Origin of the sequence: Cognatiyoonia sp. IB215446 (assembly GCF_033963825.1) — a bacterium.
GTDB lineage: Bacteria > Pseudomonadota > Alphaproteobacteria > Rhodobacterales > Rhodobacteraceae > Yoonia.
Genome location: NZ_JAXBMD010000003.1, coordinates 83,591 through 95,791 on the forward strand (window position 1 = coordinate 83,591; position 12,201 = coordinate 95,791).

Below are 12,201 nucleotides of genomic sequence, written 5' to 3' on the forward strand. Positions count from 1 at the left end.
CGGTGTTGGTACAGGATGCTAGAAAAACCCCGTTTTTAGCCGGAGCGTGCCATGTCCGATCACCCCGATACACAGCCAGCTGACCAAAAGCTTGATGTGACGCTGCAAGAGCTGATGCCGGAACTGGAACAGAAAAGACGCACCGGCCTTATTTTCGCGGCTGGTGTGAGCGTGGTCGCCATCGCGTTGAGTCTCCTGATTTGGGCAAGTGCGGATGCCGATAATCAACTTGTCTCGCTAGCGCTTGTCTTCGTTGGGGTTGTTATCCTCTTTTTCATCAATGGTTGGGTGACGAAAGGGCAGCAGCGCATGGTCCTGCCGCATTTGGCCAAGGCTATTGATCTGGAATATGAACAAAATGGCCGGGCCTTTCTTGACGCGCTTCCCGCGCGGCTTTTGCCAAAGGCGGGTGTGCGTCGGGCCGAAGACTGCATCTCAGGCACTATTGACGACAGACCTTTCGCACTTGCAGAAGTGAAGTTTGAAACCGGTGGCAAGAATTCCCGCACACTCTTTCGCGGCATTGTTGTCCGGTTTCAGAATGCCGCGCCCATCCCTGCTTTCTTCATCGCACCAGAGCGCAAGACCGGGGGCTGGTTCAGCCGGATGAATGTCGATGATCTTGTTCAAGTCGACAGCGTTACCGGGCAGAACGGTGAGGTCTATGGCGTCTGGCTTTCGCAGCACGGCGTTGAAAAAAACAATCCGGCACTGCGAGGCGTGATCGATCTGCTGACGGACCTTGAGACGCAGGTTGGCGATTTTGCCCAACTGTTCTCTGCCACAAGCACCGGTGAGGAAATGCATATCGCCCTGTCCCATTTCCGTGACATGTTCGCGGTGGGTGGTCTGCGCGCCAACCGCGAAAAGATCATGGCGGGTATCACGGATGCGTTTGAAGATCTGAACGTGCCGTTGCGGATCGTGTCGGCGTTGCTGCAGGTCGAGAGGGCCTCCGGGCAATCCGAATAGCTGGCCGTTCGTCAGAGCACCTTCTCTAGCTGCACCTCTTTACCGGACTTGTGGCCAGTGAGGGTGTAGCCCAGCGCCTGGTACATCGCGATGGCTGCCATGTTGTCTTCGACAGCCTGGATTTGCACGCAGCGGCGTCCGCGCTCGCGGGCCCAGTCTTCGGCGAAATCCATGGCGGCTTTGCCGTGGCCTTGTTGTTGGAAGTCTTTGCCGATCAGTAGTCGCCAGACATAGACAGCCTCGGGGTCATCGATCTCTTCAAGATCCTCGTGTTCCGCCATGTCGATCAGGGCAATAAGGCCGACGCGGATGTCTCCGTCCCACAGGCAAAAATCGTAGGCGCCGGTCTCAAAGCGGGCTTGCGCGATGGTGATCGCGTTGGGCGCGACAAAGCGGTCTTGGTCGTCCCGCACGGTGACGTCGTGCAGGGGCACCACGTCTTGCAGCGTAACAGGCCGTGCGTCGATCATCGCCGGTTGCGGGCGGCCAGCAGTTTGAGCCGCAGTGCGTTCAACTGAATGAACCCTTGCGCGTCGGATTGATCATAGGCGCCCATGTCATCCTCGAACGTCACATGCTCCTCGGAATAAAGTGTCTTGTCCGACCAACGCGCGACCGTGTTGCAGGAGCCCTTATAGAGCTTCACGCGGACGGTGCCGGAGACATGCTCCTGAGACTTGTCGATCAGCGCCTGCAGCATCTCGCGTTCGGGGCTGAACCAGAAGCCGTTATAGATCAGCTCCGCATAGCGCGGCATGATGCTGTCTTTGAGGTGCCCTGCGCCTGCATCCAGCGTGATCTGTTCGATGCCGCGATGCGCCTCCAGCAGCACGGTGCCGCCGGGGGTTTCATAGATGCCGCGAGACTTCATGCCGATGAAGCGGTTTTCGACGAGGTCGAGACGGCCAACCCCGTGTTTGCCACCCAATTCGTTAAGCTTGGTCAGCACCGTGGCAGGTGACATCCGTTCGCTATTGATGGCAACCGCATCGCCGCGCTCAAACGTGATTTCCACCATTTCGGGCGTATCGGGCGCATCTTCCGGCGCGACGGTGCGCTGGTAGACATGTTCAGGCGCTTCCTCGGCGGGGTCTTCCAGGATTTTGCCCTCGGACGAGGTGTGCAGCAGGTTCGCATCCACACTGAACGGCGCCTCGCCGCGTTTGTCCTTGGCGATGGGGATCTGATGTTTCTCGGCAAAGTCGATCAGCTTGGTCCGGCTGCCCAGATCCCATTCGCGCCAGGGGGCGACGACTTTGATTTCTGGGTTGAGCGCATAGGCGGCGAGTTCAAACCGGATCTGGTCATTGCCCTTGCCCGTCGCCCCGTGGGAGACCGCGTCGGCCCCTTCAGCTGCGGCAATCTCGACAAGCCGCTTGGAAATGAGCGGGCGGGCGATGGAGGTGCCGAGGAGGTACAGCCCCTCATAAAGCGCATTGGCGCGGAACATCGGGAAGACGAAATCGCGGACAAACTCTTCGCGCAGATCCTCGATATAGATGCCCGTGGCGCCCATCATCTCGGCCTTCTTACGAGCGGGTTCCAGCTCTTCCCCCTGGCCCAGATCGGCGGTGAATGTCACGACTTCACAGCCATATTCCGTCTGCAACCACTTGAGAATGATCGAGGTATCAAGCCCGCCGGAATAGGCGAGCACCACTTTCTTCGGAGCCGTCATGCGCGGTGCCTTTGCATCAGATGTGTCCTTCAGGGCGCGATAGCTGTTTTCAACGAGAGGGGCAAGGCGCGGGCGGTTGACGGGCGCGGATGGGGCATGCGAACTGCGATGGGGGAGATGGTGAGAGGCGACGATGGCATTGCAGATTCTGCGGCATGCATTTTTCATGATCTATCGCAATTTTGGACAGGCCTTGCGGGTCTCGGTTGGTCCATATCTGGTGCTTTTGGCCGGGTTCGCCTTGTTCGTCGCCCTTTTTCAAGAGCGGCTGAACCTGCTGGGCAGCCCCGGCGCCGCAGGCACCTTATCAGGGGCAGACGCGGGCATCATTTTCCTGGGCCTAACTGGAATGGCTATTTTCGGGCTTTTGATCTTTAGCTGGGTTGCGGTGTCCTGGCATCGGTTTGTTCTTTTGGAGGAATATAGCGGCGCGCTGCCGGCCTTTTCGGACAGGCCAATCGGGGCCTATGCCGGGCGAAGCATTCTTTATGCTCTGCTGCTTGTGATCGTCGCGATCCCGCTTGTGCTTGTGCTGGGGCCGTTGGCGACAATCGGGCCTTTGGTGATGCAATGGGTGGTCGGGCTTGCGCTGGTCTCGGTGCTGACCTTTGTCTGGCTGCGGATCGCGCTCGCCTTGCCTTCTGTCGCAGTCGGCCAGCCTATCCGGATGGGCGAGGCTTGGGCAGCCTCTGCGCCGCTGTCAGGAGCGATCTTCGGTGTTTCAGTTTTGCTGGTCGGGCTAAGTGGTTTTGCCGACAGCCTGAGCACGGCGGTGATGGTTGCCATTCCCGTTATGGGCTTTGTGCTAAATATCGCCATTCAATGGCTGATCATTATGTTGGGGGTTAGTATTCTTACCACGCTTTACGGTCACCTGATCGAGAAGCGCCCTTTGATAGATTAGGATTGGGTGCGAATTGGACTTGAAGAACATGGTTGAAAACGATGGGCATGTCACCTGGGTGCCCAGCGACAAAGGGCCCAATGTGATCGTGAATATGCCTTCGCTGGATGTGCTTTTGTCCGAAATGCGCGCGCACTTTGCGGAACGCCGAGGCTTTAGTCTAGCCACGCTGAACCTCGATCACGTGGTCAAGCTGCGGGATGATCCGGCCTTTCGGGGTGCCTATCAGGCCCAAAGCCATGTGACAGCGGATGGCAATCCGATTGTGTGGCTCTCGCGCTTGGCGCGGCAACCGGTTTCGCTTTTGGCGGGGGCCGATTTGATCGCGCCATTGGCGCAACTTGCGGGTGAAATGGACGTGCCGATCGGATTGCTCGGCAGCACCGAGGAGACGTTGCAGGCAGCAGCGGATGCGTTGCAGATGGAGCACCCAGGTCTGCGTGTTGTCACCTGTATCGCGCCGCCGATGGGCTTTGATCCGACGGGCGAGTTGGCGGATCGGTATGTTGCTCAGCTTGAAGATGCGGGCGTTGCGATGTGCTTTCTGGCTCTGGGCGCCCCAAAACAGGAAATGTTCGCGGCCCATGCGATGTCAAAGACGGATCGTGTCGGGTTTGTCTCAATCGGCGCCGGTCTGGATTTCATTGCCGGCACACAGATACGCGCCCCGAAATTCGTGCGTGCTATCGCGGCGGAATGGGTTTGGCGGTTGATGACCAATCCCAGACGGCTGGCCGCCCGCTATGTCGCCTGCATCATGGTGATGCCGCGATTGCTCCGATCGGCGTTGCGCGCGCGGCGGGCGAACGGTGGCTGAACGCCTCGGCTACCAGTGCCCTGCCCCCGTCCCGCGCGCCATTTTGAACTGTGCGATTACGTAAACCACCAGATCAAAGCCGAACCCAACAAGTAAGATTGCCTTGCGTTTGAGGCTCTGCGCCCGCAGATTGCTCAGCCGTTTGGTCAGGAAGTGGACCGGCACATAGCCGTATCGCCGCGGCAGAGCGCTCTTGCATGTGCGGGCCAGCCAATCGTCGTCTTCTGCGGCCTCTCGCAGCAATTGATTGGGCGTGTCAGATTGCCGAACCACATCGAAGATGATTGCGTTGATGGCGCTGCCGATCACGATCCGCACCTGGTGGCGGATCAGGGCGCGGATACCACGTTCGGATGCGTAGACGTGAAAGATCGTATTGTCCCCGTCGATCAGATCAAGGTCTTCGGGGTGGCGGAAAAGGTCGGTCAGGGTCATCGCCCGAACAAAACCATCTTCCACGGGTAGGCCGATGGGCAGATGAAAGCTGCGCGCAGTTGCGGCGCGCATGATGTAAAGCTGGCCACAGACGGCCTTGCGCCAATTGTCGAGCGTGCCGCCCGCAGCGGCAATCATCTTGTCACGGTAATTCAGGTTATCCGGGGCATAAACGATGTCTTTCACGGGGCGACTTGATGCGATCACCCGCTTGGGGTCGGCCTGCACAAAGGCGAGCAGCCGGTCCAGCGTGTCCGGTTCGGGGATGTCGATATCGGCGTCGCAAAAGATCAGATGATCCGCATCTTTGCGCGCAGTCTCGTGCACGAACGCATTCCATGCACGCGACTTCCCTCCGATGGCAAGATCGCACACTTCAAAATGTCGACCATGCGGCAGCTCCCGGATGGTCGTCTGCGCGACGCTCACGGTCTGGTCAGCACAACCATTGGCAAGCACGATGATCCGCACGGATATCTCGGCATTTTCAAAGATGCTTTGCTTTGCAAGCATCGTGAGCACTGCACCTATATTGTGTTCTTCATTATGCGCAAAAATCGCCAGATCGACCTTTTGGATGGCTGTCAAAATATGCCCTCGTGCAAATGTGCTGCATCAATCATGTGGACGCTATCATGTGACGCGGTGCGGGCAACAGATGCTATCGAGCGCTGTCGTTGCTTCTTGCGATCAGGACAAGCGCGTTGACCGCGATCAAGGTGATCCCGCCAAGTTCCAACAGCCAGTTGAGGCGGATCCCTCCGATCTCAAAGCCAATCAGACGATCCATGTGGTGAAAGCCCGCAGCCCGCACGGCAACGAAGCCAAGAAGCAGGCAGAGGCCCAGCAAAGCGAGCCAGATTTGTGGCATTTGCCGGCGCATCACCCAGGCAAGTGTCAGGCCTGCGACCAAGGCTGCGACCGCCACGAACAGGATGAAGGCGATCTGGACTGACCGGCGGTTTTCGTACCAGCCCTGTGCTTGCGCCAGACACCGCGCGGCAGCCGTCAGCGCCGACTGCAGATCGAGTTGTTTGTTGATTGCTAGCGCGCAAAGTAGCGCCATCACGATTAGCCAAAAAAGGCGGGCGCGACCGGGATTTCTGATAACCACCACCAGCGCGAGAACTCCGCCAAGTGCATAGGCCACAACAGTGGCCCAGCCGATCAGGGTCGGATCACCGATCTGCGGTGACCATGCGGCAAAGATGCAATCGAAAAGATCCTGTGGGCTCAAATGAAACTCGTACCATCAAATGGCCGCCGAACGCGCTGAATTGAGTGGTATGAGTTGGTTGCCGTTCCGTCAAGCGTGCGCAACCGACAGCTTGACTTATCTTGGCTTCGCTAGGTCGCGCTGTCGCCACAGGCACGATTTGGCGCCCCAACGAAAACAGCTTCTGTCATCAGTGATGATTTGAGGATAAAGCCGTTCAACAATGCGAGAGCACGCTTAGCCGCGCTGCGTCACACCAGCTTTGGCTGCATGGCTTTGCTTGGGGATCAAGCTGACTACGGCGGTAACAACCGTACCGACGATCCCTGCGACGACGTAGACGACAAATGCTGTTAGTAACCCGTAACCCGCTAAAAGTGCCGCTGCCGCAGCAATCATGCCGGACAAGATCCCGAAGGCGATAGCAACGATAAACATCATCCACTCCTCCCTTTGGGGACTGAAGCACCGGTTTTACCCGAAGCAAGCCTGAACGTGGTCAACAACCATGTCCAAACTGTGTCCACATGTTGGCGAGCATACGATCCTTGCGTTAATATAACCTTAACGTTGCGCCAACTTTGCCGAAACAATTTCTAGTACAATATTCATATTAGGCCGGTATTGATGCTTGCCAACTCATTTTTGTATAAGATCGGCGAGAATTAGCCCAAATTTGGCGACAAATGCCCGGTTCTGTATCAATTGTCGCGATAATTCTGAAGGCAATTGATTGATTTTGCGGCGACGTTTCCGACTCTCGCGAAGACTCGTCAGGGTCTCCATGAGATTGGGCGATCCAACCCCAGGAAGAGTGAGTTGCTGCGACGCCTTGTCCCGTCCTCGTCGCGCAGACTGATTCCCGCTCCGACGCTGAATGACCAGACTGGTGTCAGTTCAACGGCGTATCGTCCTGTCACGCTGCCCGTCGCTAACCTGTCAGATCCATCAGGGTCGCGCGTCTCACCAAATGTGACGTCGAACAGCATGTTGCTAACCGGCGTGATCTCCTGCGCATAGGTACCGCGCAAAGTGGTCGTTGCACGGTCTCCGCCGGGGGGGAGTGATCTATTTGCGCTCAGTTCGATCCGAGCTGCAGGCCGAGGGAGAGTATACGCCAAGCTACCCGTGGGGCGCGCCTCACCAGCCTCATCTTCGACGAGGCCCAGAGAACCGGACAAAGCACTGCGCGGTAGCGCCAGACGGCGCGCCACGGACCCTGCCCAAAAGATGTCATCGGCTTCATCGCGAGATGTGCTGAGTTGAAAGGTCAGATCACCCAATGGCCGGTCGACCGTTACCGATCCACTTAGTGTTACGCGATCTTCCAGCGGTTCGCCCACCTCATCGGTTTGGGTGTAACTGAGGTCGAGGTTGCCTGTTGTCACCTCATTGATATTCAGCCGTAACCCGGCGCCAATCGAACCTGTGTCGCTATCTGCCAAGGCGGCACTTGCGTCTTCATAGCGCAAAAACTGCTGGCTGACGCTGATCCGGTAACCCAAGGGCGCGGTCTCACCCCAGCGGAATCCGGCAGAGATTGTGGATGCTGTGCGCGTCCCGGTGCCTGTCAGATCTTCAAAATCGTCGGGCAGTTCGATCTCGCCCTGGTCATTGATGAAATCCGACGCATCCCTCAGAAACGAAATATCGGACCTGACGGCTCGGACAGACGTGTTAAGCACAGCATCGGCACTGTTACGGTCATAAGAGAGCTGGACGCTCACATCCTCATTCGAAACTTCTCCATCTACAGCCCGCAAACCGGTCCCCAGACCGAATGCAAGCCGCTGTGTCCGTGTCTCTGTCACGGCACCGAAACGCAAACCGAGTGTCGCCTCGACCTCGTCTTCCTCTTCAGGTGTTGCCAGGTCGCGGTCTGAATTTGCCTCTAACGACTGAGTGATGTCGAAGGTGAAAAAGACGCCGCCCGGCTCGGCCTCTTGCGCCGCAGGAAGGCCCGGGCAAAGGCTGCTTGCCAAAACCAGAAAGGTGAACTTCTTCATGTCAGACCACTCCCCCTAAAGCAGTCCGGGGTGCGGGACGTTATTCAAACAGTTTCCGTTGTGGAATGATGATCACGTCGCCTTCGTGCATGCGCACGGAGCCATTACGGCTGCTGCCATCCAGGATCTTGTTGTAGTCGATGGTGTATATATCAGAGCCGCGGCGCAGCTGGATGCGCTTGGTCGCGGCAAAGTTCGTGAAGCCGCCGAACTGCGCGAAAGCCTGCAGCAACGTCGTGCCAGGCTCAAGCTCAATTCGGCCGACGGTGTTTGCCTCGCCCACAACAAAGATCGAAGTGACGGGGTCTTCATCCTCGGGTGCCAATGCCTGAATATCGACGAAGACATTGGGTGGATTGACAAATCCGGGCGCCAGACGCTGTGCCAGCGCGCGTTGGATCTGCTCAATCGTCAAACCGTTGACGCGCAATGCCCCGGCACCAGGCAGGGAAATGCGCCCGTCGGGCGAGACCAGCAAGGTGCGGTTCAGGCTTTGGTCTTCGACAACTTCGACACGCAATGTGTCGCCGGGTTGAACGCGATATTCCTGTGCGACACCTGGGGTCGCGATGAGCCAAAGGGCGGCAAGAGCTCCCAGAAACGTGGCAAAACGGGTCATGACACGGCCTCATTCCAATAGTTTCACGCGGGATCTATGCCCCACTTGGGGCCAGACTTACCGCGATTTCCGGTTTCACCAAACGAAAAACGCAACAAAAACCGGATGTTGTTGCGAAGTGACACTTTATTGACTCAGCTCTTGCAGCTTCGCGCGCGCCTCGTCGAACTGCGGGAGGGGGCTTGATCCGGCAAGCGCGAGCGCATTGCCAAGCTGCTCAATGGCTTTTTCATGATCGCCGAGCGCGGCATAGGTCATGCCAAGATGGTACTGAACCAGCGGATCATCGGGCAGCCCTTCTGCCGCGGGTTTCAGGTAGGTCAGCGCCTCGTCAAACTTGTTCTGGCGATAGGCAATCCAGCCGTAAGTGTCCTGAAACGGCGGCAAATCTAGCTCACGCAACCGCTTGGCGATGGCCGCCGCGCGGGCGATGCTTTCGGCATCGTTTTTGTGCGTGGCGATCAGCGACGCGAGGTTGTTGGCAATCGTCACAGCACTTGAGTTGACGGCATACATCTCTTCGTAAAGGGCGATGGCCCCGTCAATGTCGCCTTGCGCCTCCAGCGCGCCCGCGCGAATCCAACGCAGGTTGAGCGAGTCTGGCTGGTCTTTAAGGGCCTCGTCAATCAATGCACTGGCAGCGTCGGGTTGGTCTGTCGCAACCAGAAGGTTATAAAGCCGCAGGACCGGGGCCTCGGCAGTCGGCGTTGCCGCGATCATGTCACGGAAAAGGTCTTCCGCGCGGTCAAATGCACCGGCCATGGCATGCAGGCTCGCATCCAGCATAAGCAGCGTGCGGTCATCGGGGTGGGTCGTCAGCGCCTGATCCAGATAGACGCGAGCGCTGTCCACGTTCCCGGACCGCAAGTGGATCTGGACCACCTGTGTGATGGCGGTGATGTCCGCGTTGCCCTGATCAATCTCACCTTGCAGAAACGCCAGACTGTCATCGACCCGGTTTTGCCCCAGCAAAAGCGCGGCCTGCAGCGATGTCGCGGCCTCTTGCGCAGAAGGTGTTTCGATGCTGCGCAACGTGTTGGCGATGCTTTGCGCCTCAACCCAGGCACCTTTGGTCAGCAATATGCGGGCAAGCGCCGTCATCACCGGGATGTCACCGGGATTGGCTGCGCGGGCGTCCGTTAGCACATTGCGCGCGGCTGCGCTGCGCCCTTCGCGCATCAGGAAGCTGGCATAGCGGAGCGCGGTATCCGGTGCCGCACCACTGATGTCAAAGGCCAGCGCGAGACGTTCGCCAGCGAGCGCAAGACTACCTTCGCGTTCATGGGCGTCCGCCATCAGCGTCAGGATTTCGGCGTCGCGTGGCTGCTGACCAAGGGCCATGCGCAGATCAAGGATTGCCTGATCGGCGCGATCATCTGCGATTGCCCACCCGGCCCGCAGTTTCAGTGCATCGACGTTTGACTGGTCCTCACTCAGGATCGTGTCGACCTGATCGCGGGCGCCGGCGATGTCACCCTGGGCAATCAAAAGACGCGCGTAAGTGTTGCGTATGCGCCGGGTCTGGTCAACGGCGGGTGCACTTTCGAGAATATCGGCGAAGGTTGCGATTGCGTCTTCCTGCGCGCCCTCATCAAAGCGAATAACGGCAGCGAGAGAGCGGTAGATATCCGCATTTGGCGTACCGGCATTAGCAGCGGCAAGGCGGTCGAGTTCCACCTTCGCGGCACTTGGACCGTGCGCGCCCTGTATCAGTTGCACAACCGCGATATGTCCTTCGACTGGTCCGGCGATGTCACCCGCGAGTTCCCGCAGATAGATCTCGGCCTCGTCAAAATCCTCTTGTGATAAATGCCAGCTGACCAATGTGTTGGTGAGGTCATCGTCTTCGGGATAAAGCGCTACCATCCGTTCAAGCTGTGCACGAATGCCCGAAATGTCGCCGACCTGCATCAGCAGGCGTAGGCGGATCGTATGATAGGCATAACTTTCCGGGTCGAGTTGCAAGGCCCGGTCAATCTCGGGCATGGCGTCCATTGGTGTGTCGCTGCGCAGAAGATCGTCAATAACAACGCGGCGCGCGACCTCGTTCATCCGATCAGCGGCCAGCAGGTCATGCGCGCGCGTGGCGGCAGCGGCTTGCGCGGCCAGATCGTTGGCAAATGTCGCGTCGCGATAAGTCAACGCGGTTTGCAGGGCTTGGGCTATTGGATTGTCAGGCACAAGCTGGAACGCCGCATCGCCATGGCGACGCACCTCATCCCAGTTGTTGATGTCAATCGCGGTCCGCGCAAGGATCAGGCGCACATCGGGCGTGTCTGGATATTGTTCGATCAGGCGCAGATATTGCCCATAGGCCGCACCGACCTGACCTTGTGCCATACGGATATCGGCCAGCTGACGCCGCGCATCCTGGTGAAAACCGTCATGTTGAAAGACGTTCAGAAACTCAATCGCCGCCCGATCAAGATCACCAGCTTCAAGAAGCGTCAGACCGGACTGATAGAATTCATCGGCCTTTTCCTCGGATGTCTTGCAGGCCACCAAAGCGCAAAGCGCAACACACAAAAGCCCCCGTCGCAGGGTGCGTCTGGTGGCATAGTGCAGCATAGGCATGCGGGTCTACACGGGTTACCTGTTTAGTAACCCGTGCCTTTCAGTACTACGCGGACCGTTGCCAACAAGATCTTGATATCATTGGCGAAAGACAGGTTCGCAACATAGTCGGTATCAAAGCGTGCCCGATCAGCGAAGGTGCTTTCGTTTCGCTTTGAGACCTGCCAGGTGCCCGTGATGCCAGGCCGTTGCGTGAAGTAAGCACGCCCAGGATAAAGGTCGCGCTGCTCCGGCATCATTGGCCGCGGGCCAACAAGGCTCATCTCGCCCACAAGCACGTTCCAAAGCTGCGGCAGTTCATCAAAAGAGCTTTTGCGCAGTGCATGGCCGATATTTGTGATCCGTGGATCGCGCTTAAGTTTTTGAGTCAGTGCCCATTCAGCGGCGGCATCCGGGTTGCTAGCCAAATAGCCTTTCAGCATCTGGTCAGCATCTGCCACCATGGTCCGCAACTTCCAGATCCGGTAGATCTGGCCGCCACGGCCAACACGGTCTTGCCGATAGAAAGGAGAATGGCCGTCCAGCGACACCAGGATTGCCATGATACCAATCAGCGGGAGGACAATGGGTGCTGCTAAAAGCACGCAAGCAATATCGAAAATACGTTTTAGCCCAAGCTCATAAGGACGCTCGTTGAGCAGCGCGGCTGCAAGGGCGCGCGCCTTCGTCCTCTTGGGGACTTCTGAATAATTTGTTGTCATTAATCTCTACTCGTTTTCCAAAAACATGTGCCCGAAAAATGTGACACAAATCTAATCTGTCAGTACCATTGCACCGTTTACATCACCAGTTTTCAGCAATCCGACTCGTGGAGCAACACACGGTCCTAACAACGCAGACTTTAACGGATCATTAGCCACAAAAATAGCCCATTTTCGGCGTAATCGCTGAATTTATCGTCTCTTTAAGTGTTTGATAATCGGCATTTTTCCCCATTGTTGCGTCTCGCGCACCAGTCTGTTGTTTTTCCAACCTTACCT

At 57.7% G+C, this 12,201-nt stretch carries 12 protein-coding genes; 3 read left to right on the forward strand and 9 right to left on the reverse strand.

Annotated elements, in window-relative coordinates; translation table 11 throughout:
* Positions 1–51 precede the first annotated feature (51 nt).
* On the forward strand, positions 52–972 hold the full coding sequence (locus SLH49_RS14575; RefSeq protein WP_320269891.1) for a hypothetical protein: 921 nt from the start codon (positions 52–54) through the stop codon (positions 970–972).
* Between the two features lie 11 nt (positions 973–983).
* Here the strand turns inward: SLH49_RS14575 and SLH49_RS14580 are convergent, their stop codons facing one another.
* A complete protein-coding gene (locus tag SLH49_RS14580; protein WP_320269892.1) occupies positions 984–1,442 on the reverse strand; it encodes a GNAT family N-acetyltransferase in 459 nt (152 codons plus the stop codon).
* Positions 1,439–2,650 (reverse strand): argininosuccinate synthase, encoded by a 1,212-nt coding sequence (locus SLH49_RS14585; protein WP_320269893.1) that lies wholly within the window; start codon positions 2,648–2,650, stop codon positions 1,439–1,441. Before SLH49_RS14585 ends, SLH49_RS14580 begins: the two co-directional genes overlap by 4 nt.
* 133 nt (positions 2,651–2,783) lie before the next feature.
* Here SLH49_RS14585 and SLH49_RS14590 point away from each other — a divergent pair, with 133 nt between their 5' ends.
* Both SLH49_RS14590 and SLH49_RS14595 read left to right on the forward strand, forming a co-directional pair.
* Positions 2,784–3,554, forward strand: coding sequence for a hypothetical protein (locus SLH49_RS14590; RefSeq protein ID WP_320269894.1), 771 nt, complete (start codon positions 2,784–2,786; stop codon positions 3,552–3,554).
* A gap of 13 nt (positions 3,555–3,567) precedes the next feature.
* Entirely contained in the window at positions 3,568–4,371 is an 804-nt protein-coding gene (locus SLH49_RS14595) for a WecB/TagA/CpsF family glycosyltransferase (protein ID WP_320269895.1), read from the forward strand.
* A gap of 9 nt (positions 4,372–4,380) precedes the next feature.
* Here the strand turns inward: SLH49_RS14595 and SLH49_RS14600 are convergent, their stop codons facing one another.
* From SLH49_RS14600 to SLH49_RS14630, 7 genes are all read right to left on the reverse strand, one after another.
* The gene (locus SLH49_RS14600; RefSeq protein ID WP_320269896.1) at positions 4,381–5,394 is read right to left on the reverse strand and encodes a glycosyltransferase family 2 protein; all 1,014 of its coding nucleotides are present in this window, start codon (positions 5,392–5,394) and stop codon (positions 4,381–4,383) included.
* Positions 5,395–5,467: 73 nt separating this feature from the next.
* Positions 5,468–6,043 (reverse strand): isopropylmalate isomerase, encoded by a 576-nt coding sequence (locus SLH49_RS14605; protein ID WP_320269897.1) that lies wholly within the window; start codon positions 6,041–6,043, stop codon positions 5,468–5,470.
* A gap of 216 nt (positions 6,044–6,259) precedes the next feature.
* Entirely contained in the window at positions 6,260–6,463 is a 204-nt protein-coding gene (locus SLH49_RS14610; RefSeq protein ID WP_320269898.1) for a hypothetical protein, read from the reverse strand.
* 332 nt (positions 6,464–6,795) lie between these two features.
* Positions 6,796–8,028 (reverse strand): hypothetical protein, encoded by a 1,233-nt coding sequence (locus SLH49_RS14615; protein WP_320269899.1) that lies wholly within the window; start codon positions 8,026–8,028, stop codon positions 6,796–6,798.
* Positions 8,029–8,068: 40 nt separating this feature from the next.
* A complete protein-coding gene (locus tag SLH49_RS14620) occupies positions 8,069–8,647 on the reverse strand; it encodes a polysaccharide biosynthesis/export family protein (protein WP_320269900.1) in 579 nt (192 codons plus the stop codon).
* A 126-nt stretch (positions 8,648–8,773) separates the two neighbouring features.
* Entirely contained in the window at positions 8,774–11,221 is a 2,448-nt protein-coding gene (locus tag SLH49_RS14625) for a tetratricopeptide repeat protein (protein WP_320269901.1), read from the reverse strand.
* 23 nt (positions 11,222–11,244) lie between these two features.
* Positions 11,245–11,922: a sugar transferase gene (locus SLH49_RS14630; protein ID WP_320269902.1), complete on the reverse strand. Its 678-nt coding sequence runs from the start codon at positions 11,920–11,922 to the stop codon at positions 11,245–11,247.
* Between the last annotated feature and the right edge of the window lie 279 nt (positions 11,923–12,201).